This is a genomic window from Bradyrhizobium septentrionale (genome assembly GCF_011516645.4).
Taxonomy (GTDB): Bacteria; Pseudomonadota; Alphaproteobacteria; order Rhizobiales; family Xanthobacteraceae; genus Bradyrhizobium; species Bradyrhizobium septentrionale.
This window is the reverse complement of record NZ_CP088285.1, coordinates 2,122,451-2,142,616: the sequence shown is the minus strand read 5'-3', so window position 1 is coordinate 2,142,616 and position 20,166 is coordinate 2,122,451. Positions and strand designations below refer to the sequence as shown.

Sequence of the window (20,166 nt, the reverse complement as noted above, 5' to 3'; positions counted from 1 at the left end):
TATGGAAATCGATCTTCCCGAGGTGGTCGCCGAGGTCACCGCGCAGTTCCAGCGCTACGAGAAGGCGCTGGTCTCGAACGATGTCGCGGTGCTCGACGAGCTGTTCCGCAACGACAGCCGGACGCTGCGCTACGGCATCGGCGAGAACCTCTACGGCTATGCCGAGATCATGGCGTTTCGTGCCGGGCGCTCGCCGGTCGGGCTGATGCGCGAGATCGATCGCACCGTGATTACGGCCTATGGCCGCGACACCGCGATCGCCTCGACGCTGTTTTACCGGGACAGCACACCGGGTAGAGTGGGGCGGCAGATGCAGACGTGGATTCGCTTCCCCGAGGGCTGGAGAATCGTCGCGGCCCATGTCAGCGTCATCGACGAGCCCAAGAATACTTGAACAACGGCGTTTGAACTGGACTGCTCGAAAGGGTGCTTGAGGCATGAGCTTGGACGATCTTCCGACGCGGATGCCGCCGGGCGCAGAGCCCGACGCGGCCGTGCGCCGCGTCGATCGGCCGTCGTCGCTGACCGACAAGATCACCCGCGCCGAGGAACTGCGGCTGCAACTCGCCGACGAGATCGTGCGCGGCACGCTGCCGCCGGGCGCCGGGCTTGACGAGACCGATCTCGCACGCCGCTTCAAGGTCTCCCGCACGCCGGTGCGCGAGGCGCTGCGGCAGCTTGCCGCCAGCGGCCTGATCGATGCCCGCGCGCATCGCGGCGCGGTGGTGGCACGGCCGTCGCTCGAGCGCCTCACTGGCATGTTCGAGGCGATGGCCGAGCTGGAGGCGATGTGCGCCGGCCTTGCCGCCGAGCGGATGACGCCGGCGGAGCGCCATGCGCTGGAGGCCGTCCACGAGGAGCTGCGGGTCTTGAGCTACACCGGCAATCCCGAGCGCTTCCACGAGGTCAATGAGCGCTTCCACAACGCGATCTATGCCGGCTCGCAGAACGCCTATATCGCCGAGATCACCCTGGCGACGCGCGTGCGCGTGCAGCCGTTCCGCCGCGCCCAGTTCCGCAACCTCGGGCGCCTGGCAAAGTCGCACGCCGAGCACGACCGCGTCGTCGTCGCCATCATGCGCGGCGACAAGCCAGGTGCCGCCGCCGCAATGCGCGCCCATATTGAGCAGGTGCGTGGCGAATACGAGACCTACGCGGTGTCGGTGTAGAGCGTGAAGCTCTCAAGCTTGTCATTCCGGGGCGCCGCAAAGCGGCGAACCCGGAATCCATCGGTCCGCACCTGACGTAGATGATAGGTTGTGGGGCTCTTCCTGCAACCGCCGCTGTGGCGAAATGGATTCCGGGCTCGCGCTACGCGCGCCCCGGAATGACGGCCGGAAAGACGGGCTACGCCTTCGCCTTCTCCGCGATGAACGCCCGCCAGCCGCCATAGTCGGAAATATCCTTCGCGCCGTTGATCGCGGCTGGCTCGACGATAAAGCCCTTGGCCTGTCGCCCATCGGCCAGCCTGATGGTGCCGATCGAGAGCGGCGGCGGAATCGCGGCAACGAATTTTCCGAACGCGGCCGGCGACATCGCCCAGAGCTCGAGCTTGATCGCATGACCCGCGTCCGGCTCGATACGCAACATGCCGGGTTTCGGCGGCGTGGTGTCGAGTGCGTAGAGCCTGTAGTCCGGCGCGGTGACCGCCTCTTCCAGCAGGCGCGCAGCGAGCGTCGTCAACTCATGGTTCAGCGCCATGCCGGAGAGATGCGCGCCGACCACCGCGACCGTGATCTCGTCGGCCCCGGCCTGCGCCGGCACTGCGGCCAGCGGCGGCTGCGGCAGCGCCTTGGCGCCGATGGCAAGTCCGGTGTCGGCGTGGAACACGCGGCCGATTCCGGCAAGCTCGGCGTCGCGGCCGGCGGGCGCGAGCAGCGTGATGCCGAACGGCGCACCGTCGGGCCGCATCGCTGCCGGCAGCGCCAGGCCGCAGAGATCGAGCAGGTTGACGAAATTGGTGTAGGTGCCGAGCCGCGAGTTGAGCTCGATCGGGTTGGCCAGCACGTCAGCGGTGGAATAAACCGTTGGCGCCGTCGGCAGCACGATCGCATCACACTGCGCGAAGGTGCGCTCGGTGACGCGGCGCAGCGCCTGCAGACGGTACAGCGCGGAGAACGTATCCGCCGCCGTGAGCCGCGCTCCGCCGATCGTGATCTCGCGCGTCACCGGATGGATCGCGTCTGGCGACGACGCCAGCAGGTCGCGGATCACGAGATAGCGCTCGGCGACCCACGGCCCCTCATAGAGCAGCCGCGCGGTTTCGTAGAACGGCTCGAGATCGAACTCGACGAGGTCGGCGCCAAGCGACTGCCAGCGCTTGCATGCCTCGCCATAGGCCTTCTCGGCCTCGCGGTCGCCGAAGAAGATCAACTGACCGCTTTTGGGAATGCCGAGCTTCAGCTTGGCCGGAAACGTTGCCAGTGATGCCAGCGGCCGGTTGCGCGAGAACGGATCGGCTTCATCCGGCCCGGCCATCACGGCGAGCGCGGCCAGCGCGTCGTCGACGGTCAGCGAAAACACCGAGATGCAGTCGAGCGTGCGGCAGGCCGGCACCAGCCCGGCGTTCGAGATCAGCCCGAGGCTCGGTTTGAGGCCGACGATGTTGTTGAGCATCGCCGGCACCCGGCCGCTGCCGGCGGTGTCGGTGCCGAGCGACAGCGGCACCAGTCCCGCTGATACTGCGACCGCGGAGCCCGAGCTCGATCCGCCCGGCACGAGATCGCCGCGCACCGGATTTTTGGGAATGCCGTAGGGCGAGCGCACGCCGACCAGGCCGGTGGCGAACTGGTCGAGATTGGTCTTGCCGATGATGATGGCGCCGGCCGCACGCAGTCGGGTGACCGCGGTGGAATCCTGTGCCGGCATGTAGGAGAAGGCCGGGCAGGCCGCGGTGGTCGGCAGGCCCTTGACGTCGATATTGTCCTTCACGGCGACCGGCACGCCATAGAGCGGCAGCGTCGGGTCGGTGAGGCGCCCGGCTTCGACGAGCGCCTCGTTCTCGTCGCGCAGGCTGATGAAGATGGCGGGGTCGTTGTGCTCGCGGATGCGCTGGTAGCTGCGCGCCACGGTTTGGGCCGGCGTCATGGTCCCGGCGCGATGCGCGGCAACGATCGCAGCGACAGTTTCAGTCACGTGGTTGGCCCCGTCTGTTGAGCGGGAAGGCATCGGATGCTCTCCGCGAGGGAATTGCAGCCTGATCGAAGCAAGCAATGTGCCATTGTGTACAATTCGACTGCGTTCACGTTATGGAAGATTATTTCACAATATCAATTGTTTGAAGCAGTCGCCAGCAACGCGGCAGACGCGCCTGCGAATCTTTCTGCCTAATCTTAAGGCGGGTCTGATCAAGCCGAAATCTGGCCAGAGGTCAGGTGAAGCAGGCGAGGATCTGCAACAACTGCTCGCGGTTTTCCTTGCCGATCTTCTCGGCGACGTGCCGTTCGTGCTCGGCGGCGAGCCGTTTGAACTGGGCCAGCGCGGTTTTGCCCCGCGCGGTCAGATGCAGCGCGTGGGTGCGGCGGTCGGTGGCGGAGGGGATCCGGCTGACGAAGTCGCGTTCCTCGAGGCTGTCGAGCAGATGCACCAGCCGCGCACGCTCGATCCCGAGCCGCTTGGCCACCGCCATCTGGCTCAGGCCCGGATTGGCCCCGATCACGGTCATGACCGAATACTGGGTCGGGCGGATATCGGCCGCGGCCAGCGTCTTGATGAAGTCCTGGAAGATCCAGAGCTGGAAGCGCCGCACCGCGTAGCCGGCGTGGCCAGCCAGCGCATCGAGGCCGATGTCGTCGCCGGCGTCGCCGCCTTGTGCCCCGCCGTTCGCCGCCCGCGCACGGGGGCGGCGGATTGCCGCTGCCGTTCCTGCCGCCTTGCGCGACGTCTTTTGCTGGCTTGCCATGGCGACGATGCTAGCGCGCCCGAGGCACAAGGGAAAGATTGTTGTTGACGACAACAATTGTTGCTCGCAACATTATCCGCCAAAGAGCCCGGCCGGGACCAGCGATGCTGCACGATGTTGCAGCGCGGTCCCGCAAGATACGGGCGAGGAGGAAATCATGACGATGGCCGCCGCCAGCGCAGACAATCCGCACCGCCTGTTCGCGACGCCCGCGATCGTTGCCGACCGCCGCGATGACGGCAGCATCCTGGTTCGTTCGACGATGCCGCTGCAAGACAGCGCCCGCTGCATCGGCGACTGGCTGGTGCACTGGGCGCGGCAGGCGCCGGATCGCATCTTCCTCGGCGAGCGCGCCAGTGCCGAGGCGCCCTGGAGCACTGTCACCTATCTCGATGCGCTCGATATCGTGCGGCGGGCCGCATCGTGGGTGCTGGCACAAGGGCTGAGCGCCGAGCGGCCGCTCGTCATTCTCTCCGACAACGGCATCGATCACGCGCTGTTTGCGCTCGCCGCCCAGCATGTCGGGGCGCCGTCGGCCGCGATCTCGCCGGCCTATTCGTTGATGTCGAAAGATTTCGACAAGCTGAAGAGCATGATCGGCCTGCTCGATCCCGGCGCGATCTATGTCACGGGCACAAGACCGTTCGCGCCGGCGCTTGCCGCGATCAAGCCGCTGCATCGGGCGACCCTCGTCAGCGGCAATCCCGACGATGCCGACGCGCTACCGTTCCGCACCGTCGCAGCGACGCCGGAAGCGCCCGAGATTGCAAAAGCCTTCGCGGCGGTGACGCCGGACACGATCGCAAAATTCCTGTTCACCTCGGGCTCGACGGGCACGCCGAAGGCCGTGATCAACACCCAGCGTATGCTGACCTCGAGCCAGCAGGCCAAGGCTCAGACCTGGACGTTCCTGGAGCAGTCCGATGAGGAACTGGTGATCCTGGACTGGCTGCCCTGGAGCCACACCTTCGGCGCCAATCACAATTTCAATCTCGTGCTGCGCAACGGCGGCACGCTCTATATCGACGGCGGCAAGCCGGCGCCCGGCCTGTTCGCGACCTCGCTCGCCAATCTGCGCAGCGTGGTGCCGACCGTCTATTTCAACGTGCCGCGCGGCTTCGACATGCTGATCGCGGCGCTCCGCACCGATGGCGAGCTGCGCCGCAAATTCTTCGAGGGCACCAAATTCGCGTTCTATGCCGGCGCGGCGCTGCCGCAGAATCTGTGGGACGCGCTCGAGGAATTGTCGCTGCAAACCGTCGGCCGCCGGCTGCCGATGGTGTCGGCTTGGGGCTCGACCGAAACCTCGCCGCTCGCGACCGACTGCCACTTCCTCGCCGAACGCTCCGGCAATATCGGCGTGCCGATCCCCGGCACCGAACTGAAACTCGTGCCGTCGGGCGACAAGCTCGAGGTACTCGTGCGCGGGCCCAATGTCACGCCGGGCTACTGGAAGGCGCCCGGGCTCACCGCCGAGGCCTTCGACGCCGAGGGTTTTTACAAGATCGGCGACGCCGTCACCTTCGCCGATCCTGACAGGCCCGATCTCGGCCTGTTCTTCGACGGCCGCGTCGCCGAGGATTTCAAGCTCAATTCAGGAACCTGGGTCAGCGTCGGCACCTTGCGCGTCGCCGGCATCGCGGCGCTGGCGCCGCTTGCGCAGGACATCGTCGTCACCGGTCATGGCCGCGACGAGGTGCGGTTCCTGGTGTTTCCGAACATTGCCGCCTGCCGCGCGCTGGCGGAACTTTCCGAGTGCGCCGACGTGCGAGAGGTGATCAGCCATCCTGCGATCCGCTCGGCGATCGGGCAGGGGCTGGCAAAACTGAAGGCGCAAGGCGCTCATTCCTCCGGCCACGCCACCCGCGCGCTGCTGCTGGCCGAGCCGGCCTCGGTCGACGGCGGGGAGATCACCGACAAGGGCTACATCAACCAGCGCGCCGTGCTGACGCGCCGCGCCGCAGCAGTGGCGGTCCTGGAGGACGACGCGTCGGCCGAGCCGATCGCCTGCGCGGGCTCGTGACGTGATTTGTACCGGTAGGGTGCTGGCAGGACGCCACGTACACCGCCGTCGTCCCTGCGAAAGCAGGGACCCATACTCCGCGGCCGACGTTGTGTAGAAAAGTCGTCGTTCCGCTGGGGCGCAATAATCAGCATTGGTGGTTATGGGTCCCGGCTCGGAGGCCGGGACGACACCGAGTTTGTGGAACGTCTGGCGGACCATATACTTGAGCCGTCCGCACCGGTTCCCCGGAGCCTTGCCCAGCAAGGGTTCGCGTTTTTAGTTGCCATGGCAACTAAGCTGTGCGAGTTTCAGCCCCAATCGGGCCAGGGCCGGTCAACGGCCACGCGTTTGGGAGGACAATGTTGCGCAGCAGCGCGCGAGCAGCACGCATGGAAGACCGGGCGAATACCGCGGTGGTGCAGGGCCCCGCCGTGCGGTCAGGTCGTGCTTTGCCCGGTCACGGCGCCGAGATTCTCGTGCAGCCGGCGCAGCAGGTCGATCAGCACCTCGCGCTCGTCCTTCTTCAGGCACGACAGCAGCCGCCGCTCGCGTTCCAGCGCCGCGACGATCACCCTGTCATGAATGGCGCGGCCGCGCGCGGTCAGCGTGATCGAATGGGTGCGGCCGTCGTCCGGCGCGGTGCGGATCGTCAAAAGCCCGCGCTTCTGCAGCGCCGCGAGGTTGCGGCTGACCGGGCCCTTGTCGAAGCCGATCACCTGGCAGATCCGCGAGGCCGGAATGCCCGGCTCGATCGCCAGTTGCGAGATGATTCGCCACTCGGTGACGTTGACCCCGAAATTCTTCTGGTAAAAGGCGGTGGCGCTGTTCGACAGCTTGTTGCCGATGAAGGTGATGAACGCCGGCACATAGCGATTGAGGTCCAGCAGCGGGCCGTCGGTGGCGTCTGCGGGATCGGCCGGTCTCGGCCGGCGGGGCTTTCGGGGGAGGGGCTGACTGCTCATTTCTCAAATCATCGCTGCGAAACTGTCCGGGAGCAATAGACATGCGGCCCGTGTTGACAAGATCAAACCTCGGGAGGTCCCGATGACTGCAACGGCAGGGACGTCCGTCCCGCATCTCGACGTCGATCCGTTCGCGCTCGAATTCTTCGCCGATCCGTTCCCGACCCATGAGCGGCTGCGCGAGGCCGCACCCGTGGTCTATCTCGACAAGTTGAACGTCTACGGCGTGGCGCGCTATGCCGAGGTCCATGCGGTCCTGAACGATCCGGCGACGTTCTGCTCCAGCCGTGGCGTCGGCCTCAGCGACTTTTCCAAGGAGAAGCCCTGGCGGCCGCCGAGCCTGATCCTGGAGGCCGACCCGCCGGCGCATACCCGCACCCGCACGGTGCTGAGCTCGGTGCTGTCGGCAACCGTGATGAAGCAGCTTCGCGGGCGATTCGCCGCCGCCGCGGAGGCCCGCGTCGATGCGCTGCTGGAGAAGCGCCGTTTCGACGCGATCGAGGACCTTGCGGAAGCCTATCCGCTGTCGATCTTCCCGGATGCGCTGGGCTTGCGGCCGGAGGGCCGCGAGCATCTGCTGCCTTACGCAAGCCTGGTGTTCAACGCCTTCGGGCCGCCGAACGAGCTGCGCAAGCAGGCGATCGAGCGCTCCGCGCCGCATCAGGCCTATATTGCCGAGCAGTGTCAGCGCGACAATCTCACCCCTGATGGCATCGGCGCCTGCATCCACGCCCATGTCGATAGCGGTGCCATTACCGCGACCGAGGCGCCGCTCCTGGTGCGCTCGCTGCTATCGGCCGGTCTCGACACGACCGTCAACGGCATCGGCGCCGCCGTCTACTGCCTTGCCCGCTTCCCCGACCAGTTCGAGAGGCTGCGCGGCGACCCGACGCTGGCGCGCAACGCTTTTGAGGAAGCCGTGCGGTTCGAAAGTCCGGTCCAGACGTTCTTCCGTACCACGACCCGCGATGTCGAGCTCAGTGGCGCCAGCATCCCTGAAGGCGAGAAGGTGCTGATGTTCCTGGCCGCGGCCAATCGTGATCCGCGCCGCTGGGACAAGCCCGATAGCTACGACATCACGCGTCGTACGTCGGGTCATGTCGGCTACGGCTCGGGCATTCATATGTGCGTCGGTCAGCTCGTCGCCCGCCTCGAAGGCGAAGTGATGATGGCGGCGCTGGCGCGTCGTGTCGCCAAGATCGAAATCACTGGCGAGCCAAAGCGCCTTTTCAACAACACGCTGCGCGGGCTCGAGAGCCTGCCGGTCGAGATCACGCCGGCCTAACGAGAGACTACCGGCAAAAGGTTGGCTGAGGAAACATGGGAGTGGAGAGGATGAGGGGCTTCGGGGTTGGGCGATTTAGGATTGGATTTGCGCTGGCACTGGCGTGCGCTGCAGGCAGCGCACGTGCGGAGATTTCCGGCGATGTCGTGCGGGTCGGCGTGCTCAACGACATTTCCGGCATCTTCCAGGACACCAACGGCATGGGCTCGGTGGAAGCCGCGCGCATGGCGGCGGAAGATTTCAATGGCGGCGGCAAGGGCATCAAGGTCGAGATCGTCTATGCCGATCACCAGAACAAGGCCGACGTCGGATCTGCGATCGCGCGCAAATGGCTCGATGTCGAAGGCGTCGATGCCATTGTCGACGTGCCGAACTCGGCCGTGGGCCTCGCCATCAACACCATCCTGCGTGACAGCCGGATGACGTTCCTGGCGTCGTCGACCGCAAGCTCCGATCTGACCGGCAAGGCCTGTTCGCCGAACACCATTCAATGGGTCAACGACGCCTGGGCCACCGGCAACACCACGGCGGCCGCGATGATGCAGCGCGGCGGCAAGGACTGGTATTTTGTGACCGTCGACTACGCACTCGGCAAAGGCATTGAAGCCGAGGCGACGAACTACATCGAGAAGCACGGCGGCAAGGTCCTGGGATCGAGCAGGCATCCGCTCGGCACGTCGGACTTCGCGTCCTTCCTGCTGCAGGCGCAGAACTCGAAAGCAAAAGTGATCGGGCTCGCCAACGCCGGCGGCGACACCATCAACGCGGTGAAGCAGGCGGCCGAGTTCGGCATCCAGCAGGGCGGCCAGACCATGGTCGCGTTCCTGCTGTTCGTGAACGACGTCCACGGCATGGGCCTGAAGGTCGCGCAGGGCCTGCAGCTGCTCGAGGCGTTCTACTGGGACATGAATGACGACACCCGCGCGTTCGCAAAGCGCTTCGCCGCGCGTCCCGGCATGAATGGCAAGATGCCAAGCGGCAACCAGGCCGGCGTCTATGCCGCGACGCTTGCCTATCTCAACGCGGTCGCCGCAACCGGCAGCGACGACGCCAAGGCCGTGGTGCCGCAGCTGAAGACCTTCAAGGGCATGGACAAGCTGTTCGGCGAGACAGCGATCCGCCAGGACGGCCGCGTCGTCCACCCGATGTATCTGTTCGAGGTGAAGAAGCCGGAGGAGTCGAAATACCCCTACGACTATTACAAGCTGATCGCGACCATCCCGGCCGACCAGGCGTTCCGGCCACTGGCCGATGGCGGGTGCTCGCTGGTGAAGTGAGGCGCGCTCCGTTTGCCTCGCCCCGCTTGCGGGGAGAGGCCGACGCGCTCGAAGAGCGCGGCGGGTGAGGGGGACTTTCCGCGAGTCCCACGCTCACTGTCCTTGCGGAGAGCCCCCTCATCCCGACCTTCTCCCCGCAGGCGGGGAGAAGGAGAAGATCACGGCGCACAGGAGAAACTCGACGCCGCGGTCACCGGTCCTGCCATGTAATGCGGCCAGGCCGGCCAGCGGCACAGCGGCAGCGCGCGCAGCGTCTCGAAGCCTGGCGCCTGCACCTTCTGCTCCGTCACTTCCAGATCGGCGGGTGCCTTGCCGTTCTCGACCCAGTCGACCAGCACCGCGAGCATGTCGACATTCGCCGGCGCGCCGGAGCCGACATGGTCGACGCCGGGCGCGGTGTAGAGCCGCGCGAACTCCGCCACCTTGTCCTTGCCCAGCGTCTTCTCGACACTCTCGAAATAGCGGATGCCGGCATAGGGGCTTTGTGCATAATCGGCCATGTGCTCGAGGATCACGAGCTTGCCGCCATGGGCGTGGAAGCGGCTGAGATCCGGATCGGTTGAATCCATCAGCGCGGAGACCTGCAGCACGCGATCCTTGTGGTCGTCCGGCCTGTAGGTCGTGACGTCGAGTTTTGGATCGCGCGCGAAGACATACTGGATTCCGCCGGCGCCGTAGATCCAGGCGATGCCGTTGGACGGAAGCGGCGGTTGCGCCGGGGCCGTGGTGCCGAGCCACCATGCGTTCCATCCGCCGGTCGGACCGAATGCCGGTGTGTTCTCGCCTGACACGCCCCAGCCCGGATAGTCATCGAGCCCGTTGGCGAGCGGGAACGAAAATTTGTAGGTCGCATGCAGGGTGTCGATCGCCGCGATCTGCTTGTCGGTCAGACAGTCGTCGCCGCTCTGGCCCGCCGCGCATGCCAGCGAGGCCGGCTTGAACGCCGCCTTGCAGCCGACCGGGTCCTGCACCAGCGCGTCGTCGGAGCCGTCCTGCGTGTCGCAGGCCTTCAGCACGGCATCTGCCACCAGCTTCACCTGGGCCGGGCGGATCCAGCCGTCGCCCATCGTGACGAGGCCCGAGCGGGTGCCGGCATGCTGCAGCCCAACCCAGTTGATCACGGGCACCCGTGCAAAGATGCCGTCGAAATCGTCGGGGTAGCGCTGCGCCATGGTCAGCGCCTCGCGGCCACCTTCGGACGATCCTATGAAATACATCTTCGCCGGCGGTTTGCCGTAGGCGCGCACGACAAGCGCCCGCGCTGCGTCGCGCACCTTCTTGTAGGCCTTGTGCGAAAAATTCTCGAACGCCTCGTCGTTGAGCGCGAACAGCTGCGGCGGCTCGCCGGGCTTCGACTCGTGGCCGGAATCGGTGCCGACGGTCGCGAAGCCGAGCGCCAGCGGCGAGGCCTTGTCGAACGGGTAGGCTGGCGGCAGGCCGAGGCCTGATATCAGCACGCCGTTGAAGCCGCCGCCGCCATATTGCAGCGAGCGGCCGTTCCACTCGACGGGCAAGTTGACCTCGAATTTGATCGGCGGCGCCGTGGGATCGGCGGGATCGATATGGGCGAGCACCTTGCAGAAGGCGGGATTGGCCGGGACGACGCGGCCGGATGGTGTCGGTCCTTTCTCGGCGACTGCGGGCGGCGACGGTGCCTGGAGCACCGCGCTATCGATCTTGATGGCGCCGTCGGCGGGGCCGGCAAGTCCGCTGCAGGTCGCCGCGGGATCGGCGAGCATCTGCGCCGCCGCCGCGTCGCCTGCGAATGTCGTCAGCGTGACAAGCGAAGCCGCAAGCGCCCATGCGCGCGCATCCATCTGCATTGTTTCCTCCCTGCAATAATTGTTGCCGTGGCAAGTATTTCACGCGAGGGGTCGGTGCACAATGAGTGAATGGCCGCGTGTGCCGGTTGCCCTTCCGTCATCCCCGCGCAAAGGCTCCGCCTTTGTCGCTAGAGGTGCGAGCCTTGCGGCGCACTTGCGCCGCTGGGCGAGCCTCGAAGGATGCACGGCCACTAGCCGGGGCGTCGACCCTTCGAGGGCCGCCGAAGAGGCGGCCACCTCAGGGTGACGGTTCAAATTGCTTGAGGCGCGGAGGCTCCGCCGAGGCGCGCCTACTGCGCGACCTTGCTGCTGCCTTGGGTGATCAGCCGCGCGGCACGCTGGTCGCGGGTGTGAATCCAGAGCCAGTTCATCGCCACGGCGATCCGGTGGCGCACGCCGATCAGGAAGTAGATGTGGGCGAGGCCCCAAATCCACCATGCCAGTGAGCCGCGGAGCTTGAGCCAGCCGAAATCGATCACCGCCTTCTTCTTGCCGATCTGCGCGAGGCTGCCGGCATGCTTGTAGCGGAACGGCGGCAGCGTCCTGCCATCGAGCCGGGCCTTGATCAGTGCGGCGACGTAGCGTCCCTCCTGCTTGGCGGCCGGCGCGATGCCGGGCACTGGATTGCCGTCGGGACCCTTGATCGTGACGGTGTCGCCGACTGCGAAGATGTCGGGATGGCCCGGCACCGTGAGATCGGGCTCGACCTGCAGCCGATGGGCGCGGTCGGCCGGCGCGTTCAGCCACTCGGCGGCGCGCGAGGCGCGCACGCCGGCGGCCCAGACGATGGTGCGGGCCTCCAGCCTCTTGTCCCCGAACACCACGCCGTCGGCCGAGCATTCGGTGACCGGCGCGCCCAGCATCACCTCAACGCCGAGTCTTTCCAGCGACGCTTGCGCATAGGCCGACAGGTCGTCGGGAAAGCCGGCTAGCACGCGCGGCCCAGCTTCGATCAGTACCACGCGCGCCTTGCGTGTATCGATGTGGCGGAAGTCCTGCGGCAGTGTGTCCTTGGCGAGGTCAGCGATGGTGCCGGCCATCTCGACGCCGGTCGGCCCGGCGCCGATGATGACGAAGGTGAGCAGCGCCGCGCGCTTGTCCGGATCGGTCTCGCGCTCGGCGCGCTCGAAGGCGACCAGGATGCGCCGCCTGAGCGTGGTGGCGTCCTCCAGCGTCTTCAAGCCGGGCGCGAACGGCTCCCATTCGTCATGGCCGAAATAGGCGTGGCGCGCGCCGGTGGCGAGGATCAGCGTGTCGTAGGGAATGCTGCCGCCGTCATCGAGCTGCACCTGCTTCTCCGCCGCATCGACGCCGCAGACATTGGCAAACAGCGTCGTCACCTCGGGCCGGTCGCGCAGGAGATAGCGGATCGGCCAGGCGATCTCGCTGGTGGCAAGCGATGCGGTCGCGACCTGATAGAGCAGCGGCTGGAACAGATGGTGGTTGCGGCGGTCGATCAGCGTGATCTCGACCGGCGCGCCCGAGAGACCGAAGGCGGCTTCCAGCCCGCCGAAGCCGGCGCCGACGATCACCACGCGATGAGGTTTGGCCGGCACTTGCGTCATGAGATGTCGCTCTCGGTTCCGAACGGCTTCGTCATTTGATTATGTAGTCATTCGCAGCCTCATTCCAACACGAAATGCCCGATCGCCCGATAGCGAAACCCAATCGTTGCAACGTCATGCATCCTGCGGCGCCGCCGCTGCGACGGCCCGTCGCCGCATCGGCAGGAACAGTCCCGCGATCGCGCCGGCGAACGACAGCGTCGCCGCAAGGCTCATCGCCGCTGCAAAGCCGCTGGTGAAATGTCCGGTTGAATCGGCGGCGCCATTGGCTACGAGGCTCGCCACCAGCGCCGCGATGCCGAACATGCCGCCGAGGAAGCGGCCCATGTTGAAGATACCAGACGCCTTGCCCATCTCGCTGACGGCAACCGCGCTCAGCACCGCGTTCTGCGCGGCCGGCATCGCCATCGAGACGCCGACGCCGGCGAGCACCAGCGGTGCGACCAGGGCGGAATAGGGCACTGACGGGCTCACGATCTCGCTGATCCAGCCGAGCCCGATCGCCTGCATCACGAGACCAGTGACGACCAGCGTGCGCTCGCCGAACCGGTTGACGGCGGCACCGGCGATCGGGGCCGTGACGAACAGCGTCGCGGTCCACGGCAACAGCCGCAACCCGGCGCCGAAGGCGTCGAAGCCGAGCGCGATCTGCAGGAACTGCGGCAGCAGGAACAGCACGCCGTACATCGCGGCATAGAACAGCACGCTGGCGGCGATGCCGGAGCAGAATGGTCTTGCCGCGAACAGTCGCATCGGCACCATCGGGTTCGTCACACGCAGCTCCCACAGCACGAACATCACAGCCAGCGCGGCGCCGGCGATCAGCGCGCCCGTGACTTCTGCGCTTGCCCAGCCGACGCTGTTGCCGCGCAACAGGCCCCAGACCAGCGCCAGCGCCGCGAGCGCGACCAGCGCCAATCCGGCGAGGTCGAGCGGCGCTGCCGGTCCAAAACTTTCGCGCAGCCGCGACAGCACAAGGGCAATCGCGACCAGGCCGATCGGCAAGTTAATCCAGAAGATCCAGCGCCAGCCGAGATGCTCGGTGATGAAACCGCCGATCGCGGGGCCGATGATCAGCGCGCATCCGGTGATGCCGCTGAAAATGCCGAGCGCGCGGGCGCGTTCCTCGCGGCCGAACGCGCCGCTGAGGATCGCCATCGCCAGCGGCATCACCAGCGCCGCGCCTGCGCCTTGCAGGGCGCGGGCAGCGATCAGTGCCGCGGCGTTGCCGGCCAGCGCGCAGGCCGCCGACGCCACGACGAACAGGCCGATCCCGGCCGCGAACATCTTTCGTCGTCCGAAGCGGTCGCCGAGCGCCGCGCCTGTCAACAACAGCACCGCGAAGGTCAGATTGAAGGCGTTGACGGTCCATTGCAGCGTCTCCACCGGGCTGCCAAAATCGGAGCGGATGGTCGCGAAGGCCGTGGTCATGATCATGGCGTCCAGCGCCATCATGAAGGATGCCAGCGCGGTGAGGCCGAGCACCCAGCGCTGGTCGGCGCGCTCTCGAGGGGTCTGCATGGTCGTTCTCCGTTGGCGTGCCGCAAGGTTGCGGCGCGCTTCGCAGGCCAGGACGAACCGGGACCGGCAAAGGATGCGGACGAGAATATTTTTTGCCGGACCGCATCCTTTGGCGGTCGGCAAACGTCCTTGGGTCTGACGCGGCCTGTTCCGGCCGCAGAGATCGAGCCAAGGAGGTTGCGATGAGACGGACCCTGATCAGGTACAAGGCGAAGCCGGAGATGGCCGAGAAGAATGCCGAGCTGGTTTCGGCCGTGTTTGCCGAACTGAAGGCGGCGAACCCGGACGGCGTGCGCTATCTGACCCTGCGGCTGGAGGACGACACCTTCATCCACATGGTCGAGACCGTGGCCGAAGACGGCTCGAGCCCGATCCCGAAGCTCGCGGCGTTCCAGGCCTTCCAGGACGGCATCCGCGATCGTTGCGCCGAGCCGCCGCAGGTTCGCAGTGCTGTGATTGTCGGCAATTATCGTATGCTGGATGAGCCGTGAACCGAGTGAACCGACTTGGCGGAGCCATCATGACGTCACCACCCCAAGCGCCGGCCGTGACCGAGGTCGACGCGCTCTTGGCGGCGATGCGGCCCAGACTGCATCGCTACTGCGCCCGCATGGTCGGATCGGTGATCGATGGCGAGGACGTGCTGCAGGACGCGCTGATCAAGGCGGTGGAGGCCTTCGCGTCCGCAGCTCCAATCCAGAACGTGGAAGCCTGGCTGTTCCGGGTCGCGCACAACACCGCGCTCGATTTCCTCAGGCGGCGCAACCGCCAGGACGCGCTCCACTCTTCGGAGGAGGTGGACATGATGGCCGGAGAGCTCGATGATGTCAGCCGCCGCGAGATTGCAGCGGCGAGCCTGCGCACGTTCATGCGGCTGCCGGTGGCGCAGCGCTCCAGCGTGATCCTGATGGACGTGCTCGGCTGCTCGCTGCAGGAGGTCTGCGGCATCATGGATTTCAGCCTGCCCGCGGTGAAGGCGGCGCTGCACCGCGGACGGACGCAGTTGCGGGAATTCGCCCGCGAGCCCGACGATGCGCCGCGGCCAGGGCTGTCGCCGGCCGATCGCAACAGGCTGAATGCCTATGTCGGCCGCTTCAACGCCCGCGACTTCGACGCCATCCGCGCCATGATCGCCGATGACGTCAGGCTCGAGCTCGTCAACCGGACACGGCTGAACGGCAAGGCCGAGGTGTCGCGCTACTTCGGCAATTATTCGAAGATCCACGATTGGCACCTGGTGACCGGACAGGTCGAGGGACGTCCTGCGATCCTGGTGTTCGACCCGGACGCAAAAGGCGCGCCGCCGCGCTCGTTCATGCTGCTCGACTGGTCGGCCGACAAGGTTGCGACGATCAGGGATTTCCGCCACGCGGCCTATGCGATCGACGGCGCCGAATGGGCGGTGGATGGAGGGTGAGTGGCCGCTGCTTAGCTTGTGGCTCGCTGACCGCGCCACAAACTCGGTGTCGTCCCGGCCCCCGAGCCGGGACCCATAACCACAGTCGCTCGTTTGGCGAAGGTTGTGGCCTCAGCGTGCTTCGACAATTGCGTCCGTGGTTATGGGTCCCGGCCTTCGCCGGGACGACGGCCGCGAGGCGGTCGCTACCGCGTCTTGCCGCCGAACTCGCCGCTGGCGATACGTGCAACGCGGTTGCCGGCTGCGGCCGGGGTGCTGCCCCTGCTTGAGAAGCCGTCATCGCCCGTCTCATGCGGCGCTTCGCCGGGGCGGCTGCCGGGCCAGAACGTCAGGGCCAGCATCAGCGCAAGGTTGACGAGCGCGCCGACCGTCGTGCCGGTGTGTTGGTAGGTCAGCGCGTATTCCGGATATTTGCCGGCGACGATCCGGTCGATCACGACGAGCGCGATCCAACCCACCATCATGCAGACCGGGTCCCATCCGATGTCGCGGATACGCATCGATTGCAGCATGAAGGTCATGGCAAGCACGACATAGAAGCCGATCAGGAGCGGCATGCTGTTGGCGGCCTGCGCCAGCAGCACATCCGTCCGGCCGCTCGCCGGTGCATTGCCGGTGATGCCGAACACCAGCATCAGGTAGCCGCAGCCGACCACGAAGCTGAAGAAGAAATAGGCCAGCCGGCCGAGCCGGGCGTTGAAGCCGAAGACGTAGTTCAACAACATGCGACGCGTCCCTTTGGACCGAGCCTCGCCCGGCGATGCTTTCGAGAGCATGAAGTCCGGGACGGCTCCCCGGGACGTGGTTTCCGAGCGCTTTACCGAATCCTTAAAGCCTGCTGCAGTGCGGCGGGGGTCTCTCGAGGGGAGCGGGGTGCGACAATCGTTGCCTACGCAACCGGCATTATATTTCTTGCCTTGCCCGGTTTAGACGAATTATGGTGCACGGTGCTCGGGTATGCGCCGAAGGTTCTAATAGGGTGCCGTCGGTTCATGCTTGCTGCAGACTTGCGATATCGCGCACAAAACACGTCACAGAACGACGCGCGTAAAGCGTGACCCCCGGGCCCTCGTGATCGAGCCTGGCGGGATCTTTGGTTGAGGAGGGGAGTGAATATGAAAAAGGCATTTTGGCTGGCAGGCGCCATGGCTTTGGCGCTGGCGCAGCCCGCGACGGCGGCTGACAGCGTCAAGATCGGCTTTGTCTCGACCTTCAGCGGTCCGACCGCCGTGATCGGCAACGATATGCGCAATTCGTTCGAGCTCGCGCTCGACCATCTCGGCCGCAAGATCGACGGCAAGCCGGTCGAGGTGATCTACGAGGACGACCAGCAGAAGCCCGATGTCGGCAAGCAGAAGACCGAAAAGCTGGTGCAGTCCGACAAGGTCGACTTCATCGTCGGCTACATCTGGTCGAACGTGCTGCTGGCGTCGCTGAAGACCGCGGTCGATTCGAAAACCTTCCTGATCTCGGCCAATGCCGGTCCGTCGCAGCTCGCCGGCGAACTGTGCTCGCCCTATGTGTTCTCGACCTCCTGGCAGAACGACCAGACCCCGCAGGCGGTCGGCACCTACATGAACCAGAAGGGCGTCAAGTCGGTATTCCTGATCGGCCCGAACTACGCCGCGGGCAAGGACATGCTGGCCGGCGTCAAGAGCACCTTCAAGGGCGAGGTGGTCGGCGAGGAATACACGGTGTGGCCGAGCCAGCTCGATTTCTCCGCCGAGCTCACCAAGGCGAAGAACTCCAAGGCCGAGTCGATCTTCGTGTTCTATCCGGGCGCGGCCGGCGTGCAGTTCCTGAACCAGTATGCGCAGGCCGGCATCAAGCAGCAGATCCCGCTCTATACCGCCTTCACCATCGACGAATTGTCGCTGCCGCTGCAGAAGGACAATGCGCTCGGCGTTCCCGGTGCGCAGCAATGGGTCAACGATCTGCCCAACGAGGAGAACAAGAAGTTCGTCGCCGACTACCGCAAGAAGTATCCGGGCCTGCGCCCGACCTTCTACGGCGCGCAGTCCTATGACGCCGCCAACCTCATCAACAGCGCGGTGGTCGCGGTGAAGGGCGACCTGACGAAAAAGGACGCGATGAAGGCCGAGATGGAGAAGGTGAACTTCAAATCGGTGCGCGGCCCGTTCAAGTACGGCAACAACCACATTCCGGTCCAGAACTTCTATCTGCAGGACGTGGTCAAGGACGCGGACGGCCAGCTCTCGCTGAAGACGGTCGCGACCATCGTCAAGGACGACCAGGATCGCTTCCACGACAAGTGCGCGATGAAATAACTCTTGGGCAATCTTGGCCCGAGCCTTGCTTTTCATTCACCTCGCCCCGCTCCTGCGGGGAGAGGTCAATCGCGAAGCGATTGGGTGAGGGGCTCCTTCCACGAGTTCGATTCGTGGAGATGGCCGCTCACCCCAACCCTCTCAGGGCGAGCTTTGCTCGTCCCGGCCCCGCAAGAGCGGGGCGAGGGAGAACACGCAGCGAGCAATGCGGCGGTGGGCATGCACTGCCGCTGTTTTTTTAGGGATGATGTAGACCCACGATGTATCTCGTCGTCGAACAACTGCTGAACGGCCTGCAATTCGGCCTGCTGCTGTTCCTGCTGGCAGCCGGGTTGACGCTGGTGTTCGGCATCATGGACTTCGTCAATCTGGCGCACGGTTCGCTCTACATGATGGGCGCCTATTTCGCGGCGACCTTCGTGGCCTGGACCGGCAGTTTCGTGCTTGGCGCGCTGATGGCGCTGGGCGCCACGCTGCTGCTCGGCATCGCGCTCGAATATGCCGCGCTGAGGCATCTCTACGGCCGCGACCATCTCGACCAGGTCTTGGCGACGTTCGGCCTGATCCTGTTCTTCAACGACGCCGTCCGGCTGATCTGGGGCCCGGCCGGTCTCGCGCTGCCGCTGCCGGTCTGGCTGACCGTGCCGGTGCAGATCATTCCCGGCGTGTACTATCCGGCCTACCGGCTGATGATCATCGTGGTCGCGCTGGCGGTCGCAGCATTGCTCTATCTGGTCGTGATGCGCACCCGCGTCGGCATGCTGATCCGCGCCGGCGCCTCCAACCGCGAGATGATCGGGGCGCTCGGCATCAACATCAAGCTGCTGTTCACGCTGGTGTTCGGCCTTGGCGCCGCGCTCGCCGGGCTCGCCGGGCTGATGCAGGCGCCGATCCTCACCGTGCAGATCGGCATGGGCGAGAACATCCTGATCCTCGCTTTCGTCATCATCGTGATCGGCGGCATCGGCTCGATCCGCGGCGCGTTCATGGCCGCGGTCTTCGTCGGCATCATCGACACGATGGGCCGCGCCTTCCTGCCCGACCTGCTGCGCAAGGTCTTGAGCGGGGCGGCGGCCTCCACCGCGGCGCCGGCGCTGTCCTCGATGCTGATCTATCTCTTGATGGCCATCATCCTTGTGCTGCGGCCTGAAGGGCTGTTCCCGGTGGCCAAACGATGATGCCCAAGCTCAACGCCTCCAATTCCGTCGTGGCGCTGCTCTGTGCCGCCCTGGTCTTGCTGCCGGTCTATTCGGCGGTGACCGGCAACATCTTCATCCTGACGCTGTTCACCCGCATCGTGATCTTTGCGCTGGCCGCCGCCAGCCTGAACTTGATCATGGGCTACGGCGGCATGATGAGTTTTGGCCACGCCGCCTATCTCGGCATCGGCGGCTATGCCGTCGGCATCCTCGCCACTGAAGGCATCGGCTCCGGCTTCATCCAGTGGCCGGTGGCGCTCGCGGTCTCGGCGCTGTTTGCGCTGGTGATCGGCGCGCTCAGCCTGCGCACCCGCGGCGTCTACTTCATCATGATCACGCTCGCCTTCGCGCAGATGGCCTATTACATCACATCCGGCCTGTCGCGTTACGGCGGCGACGACGGCCTCACCGTCTACAAGCGCAGCGATTTCGCCGGCCTGATCGACCTCTCGAACCGCACCCAGTTCTATTACCTCTGCCTGGCCTGCCTGTTCGGCGGCCTCTATCTGATCTGGCGCATCGTCAATTCGCGCTTCGGTCTCGTGGTGCAGGGTGTCCGCTCCAACGAGCAGCGCATGCAGGCGATCGGCTTCCATGCCAACCGCTATCGCCTGGTCTGCTTCGTGATCGCGGGCACCATCTGCGGCCTTGCCGGCGCGCTGCTCGCCAACAACACCGACTTCGTCAGCCCCGCCGTGATGTACTGGACCCGCTCCGGCGACCTCATGGTGATGGTGATCCTGGGCGGCATGGGTTCGCTGTTCGGCCCGGTGATCGGCGCGATCGTCTATCTCTTGCTCGAGGAGCTGCTGTCGCAGGTCACCGAATATTCGGGACTGATCCTCGGTCCGGTGCTGCTGTTGATCGTGCTGTTCGCGCGCGGCGGCATCATGGGCCTGCTCGGGAGGATGCGCCGTGCCTGA

17 protein-coding genes are annotated in these 20,166 nt (G+C 65.9%); 10 read left to right on the top strand and 7 right to left on the bottom strand.

From position 1 onward, the window contains the following. The first annotated feature begins 1 nt into the window (after nucleotide 1). Together hpxZ and HAP48_RS12070 are read left to right on the top strand one after the other, a co-directional pair. Nucleotides 2-394 carry an oxalurate catabolism protein HpxZ gene (gene hpxZ / locus HAP48_RS12075; protein ID WP_166213613.1) on the top strand — a complete coding sequence of 131 codons (393 nt, stop codon included), beginning with the start codon at nucleotides 2-4 and terminating at the stop codon, nucleotides 392-394. 43 nt (nucleotides 395-437) lie between these two features. Next, entirely contained in the window at nucleotides 438-1,169 is a 732-nt protein-coding gene (locus HAP48_RS12070) for a GntR family transcriptional regulator (protein WP_166213614.1), read from the top strand. Nucleotides 1,170-1,347: 178 nt separating this feature from the next. On the opposite strand, the gene atzF is transcribed toward HAP48_RS12070, so the two are convergent. After that, nucleotides 1,348-3,135 carry an allophanate hydrolase gene (gene atzF / locus HAP48_RS12065; protein WP_420869864.1) on the bottom strand — a complete coding sequence of 596 codons (1,788 nt, stop codon included), beginning with the start codon at nucleotides 3,133-3,135 and terminating at the stop codon, nucleotides 1,348-1,350. 235 nt (nucleotides 3,136-3,370) lie between these two features. Further along, nucleotides 3,371-3,901 carry a MarR family winged helix-turn-helix transcriptional regulator gene (locus tag HAP48_RS12060; protein WP_166213616.1) on the bottom strand — a complete coding sequence of 177 codons (531 nt, stop codon included), beginning with the start codon at nucleotides 3,899-3,901 and terminating at the stop codon, nucleotides 3,371-3,373. A gap of 163 nt (nucleotides 3,902-4,064) precedes the next feature. On the opposite strand from HAP48_RS12060, the gene HAP48_RS12055 reads away from it, so the two are divergent. After that, nucleotides 4,065-5,924, top strand: a complete 1,860-nt coding sequence (locus HAP48_RS12055) for a feruloyl-CoA synthase (RefSeq protein ID WP_420869895.1) — start codon at nucleotides 4,065-4,067, stop codon at nucleotides 5,922-5,924. Nucleotides 5,925-6,343: 419 nt separating this feature from the next. Here the strand turns inward: HAP48_RS12055 and HAP48_RS12050 are convergent, their stop codons facing one another. Then, the gene (locus HAP48_RS12050) at nucleotides 6,344-6,868 is read right to left on the bottom strand and encodes a MarR family winged helix-turn-helix transcriptional regulator (protein WP_224497025.1); all 525 of its coding nucleotides are present in this window, start codon (nucleotides 6,866-6,868) and stop codon (nucleotides 6,344-6,346) included. An 82-nt stretch (nucleotides 6,869-6,950) separates the two neighbouring features. On the opposite strand from HAP48_RS12050, the gene HAP48_RS12045 reads away from it, so the two are divergent. Both HAP48_RS12045 and HAP48_RS12040 read left to right on the top strand, forming a co-directional pair. Then, a complete protein-coding gene (locus tag HAP48_RS12045) occupies nucleotides 6,951-8,153 on the top strand; it encodes a cytochrome P450 (protein ID WP_166213618.1) in 1,203 nt (400 codons plus the stop codon). Nucleotides 8,154-8,203: 50 nt separating this feature from the next. Further along, complete coding sequence (locus tag HAP48_RS12040; protein ID WP_224497148.1) at nucleotides 8,204-9,430, top strand: ABC transporter substrate-binding protein; 1,227 nt, start codon at nucleotides 8,204-8,206, stop codon at nucleotides 9,428-9,430. A gap of 158 nt (nucleotides 9,431-9,588) precedes the next feature. Here HAP48_RS12040 and HAP48_RS12035 read toward each other — a convergent pair whose 3' ends face one another. From HAP48_RS12035 to HAP48_RS12025, 3 genes are all read right to left on the bottom strand, one after another. Then, nucleotides 9,589-11,169, bottom strand: a complete 1,581-nt coding sequence (locus HAP48_RS12035; protein WP_224497147.1) for a tannase/feruloyl esterase family alpha/beta hydrolase — start codon at nucleotides 11,167-11,169, stop codon at nucleotides 9,589-9,591. A gap of 374 nt (nucleotides 11,170-11,543) precedes the next feature. Then, on the bottom strand, nucleotides 11,544-12,809 hold the full coding sequence (locus HAP48_RS12030) for an NAD(P)/FAD-dependent oxidoreductase (RefSeq protein ID WP_166216520.1): 1,266 nt from the start codon (nucleotides 12,807-12,809) through the stop codon (nucleotides 11,544-11,546). Between the two features lie 123 nt (nucleotides 12,810-12,932). Beyond that, complete coding sequence (locus HAP48_RS12025; protein WP_166213620.1) at nucleotides 12,933-14,339, bottom strand: MFS transporter; 1,407 nt, start codon at nucleotides 14,337-14,339, stop codon at nucleotides 12,933-12,935. A 182-nt stretch (nucleotides 14,340-14,521) separates the two neighbouring features. Between HAP48_RS12025 and HAP48_RS12020 the strand changes: the two genes are divergently transcribed. After that, a complete protein-coding gene (locus HAP48_RS12020; RefSeq protein ID WP_166213621.1) occupies nucleotides 14,522-14,830 on the top strand; it encodes a hypothetical protein in 309 nt (102 codons plus the stop codon). 29 nt (nucleotides 14,831-14,859) lie between these two features. After that, a complete protein-coding gene (locus HAP48_RS12015) occupies nucleotides 14,860-15,756 on the top strand; it encodes a sigma-70 family RNA polymerase sigma factor (RefSeq protein ID WP_166213622.1) in 897 nt (298 codons plus the stop codon). A gap of 185 nt (nucleotides 15,757-15,941) precedes the next feature. Here the strand turns inward: HAP48_RS12015 and HAP48_RS12010 are convergent, their stop codons facing one another. Then, nucleotides 15,942-16,481 (bottom strand): DUF805 domain-containing protein, encoded by a 540-nt coding sequence (locus HAP48_RS12010; RefSeq protein WP_166213623.1) that lies wholly within the window; start codon nucleotides 16,479-16,481, stop codon nucleotides 15,942-15,944. A gap of 390 nt (nucleotides 16,482-16,871) precedes the next feature. Here HAP48_RS12010 and HAP48_RS12005 point away from each other — a divergent pair, with 390 nt between their 5' ends. The 3 genes from HAP48_RS12005 to HAP48_RS11995 all read left to right on the top strand — a co-directional run bounded on the left by HAP48_RS12005 (nucleotide 16,872) and on the right by HAP48_RS11995 (nucleotide 20,166). Then, on the top strand, nucleotides 16,872-18,044 hold the full coding sequence (locus HAP48_RS12005; RefSeq protein WP_166213624.1) for an ABC transporter substrate-binding protein: 1,173 nt from the start codon (nucleotides 16,872-16,874) through the stop codon (nucleotides 18,042-18,044). A gap of 260 nt (nucleotides 18,045-18,304) precedes the next feature. After that, on the top strand, nucleotides 18,305-19,222 hold the full coding sequence (locus HAP48_RS12000) for a branched-chain amino acid ABC transporter permease (protein WP_166213625.1): 918 nt from the start codon (nucleotides 18,305-18,307) through the stop codon (nucleotides 19,220-19,222). Then, entirely contained in the window at nucleotides 19,219-20,166 is a 948-nt protein-coding gene (locus HAP48_RS11995; RefSeq protein WP_175612332.1) for a branched-chain amino acid ABC transporter permease, read from the top strand. The genes HAP48_RS12000 and HAP48_RS11995 overlap by 4 nt, the downstream gene beginning before the upstream one ends.

Coding starts and splice junctions, on each gene's coding strand:
- hpxZ (WP_166213613.1), top strand. CDS start 2: ATGGAAATCGATCTTCCCGAGGTGGTCGCCGAGGTCACCGCGCAGTTC.
- HAP48_RS12070 (WP_166213614.1), top strand. CDS start 438: ATGAGCTTGGACGATCTTCCGACGCGGATGCCGCCGGGCGCAGAGCCC.
- HAP48_RS12060 (WP_166213616.1), bottom strand. CDS start 3,901: ATGGCAAGCCAGCAAAAGACGTCGCGCAAGGCGGCAGGAACGGCAGCG.
- HAP48_RS12055 (WP_420869895.1), top strand. CDS start 4,065: ATGGCCGCCGCCAGCGCAGACAATCCGCACCGCCTGTTCGCGACGCCC.
- HAP48_RS12050 (WP_224497025.1), bottom strand. CDS start 6,868: ATGAGCAGTCAGCCCCTCCCCCGAAAGCCCCGCCGGCCGAGACCGGCC.
- HAP48_RS12045 (WP_166213618.1), top strand. CDS start 6,951: ATGACTGCAACGGCAGGGACGTCCGTCCCGCATCTCGACGTCGATCCG.
- HAP48_RS12040 (WP_224497148.1), top strand. CDS start 8,204: ATGAGGGGCTTCGGGGTTGGGCGATTTAGGATTGGATTTGCGCTGGCA.
- HAP48_RS12035 (WP_224497147.1), bottom strand. CDS start 11,169: ATGCTCGCCGATCCCGCGGCGACCTGCAGCGGACTTGCCGGCCCCGCC.
- HAP48_RS12025 (WP_166213620.1), bottom strand. CDS start 14,339: ATGCAGACCCCTCGAGAGCGCGCCGACCAGCGCTGGGTGCTCGGCCTC.
- HAP48_RS12020 (WP_166213621.1), top strand. CDS start 14,522: ATGAGACGGACCCTGATCAGGTACAAGGCGAAGCCGGAGATGGCCGAG.
- HAP48_RS12015 (WP_166213622.1), top strand. CDS start 14,860: ATGACGTCACCACCCCAAGCGCCGGCCGTGACCGAGGTCGACGCGCTC.
- HAP48_RS12010 (WP_166213623.1), bottom strand. CDS start 16,481: ATGTTGTTGAACTACGTCTTCGGCTTCAACGCCCGGCTCGGCCGGCTG.
- HAP48_RS12005 (WP_166213624.1), top strand. CDS start 16,872: ATGAAAAAGGCATTTTGGCTGGCAGGCGCCATGGCTTTGGCGCTGGCG.
- HAP48_RS12000 (WP_166213625.1), top strand. CDS start 18,305: ATGTATCTCGTCGTCGAACAACTGCTGAACGGCCTGCAATTCGGCCTG.
- HAP48_RS11995 (WP_175612332.1), top strand. CDS start 19,219: ATGATGCCCAAGCTCAACGCCTCCAATTCCGTCGTGGCGCTGCTCTGT.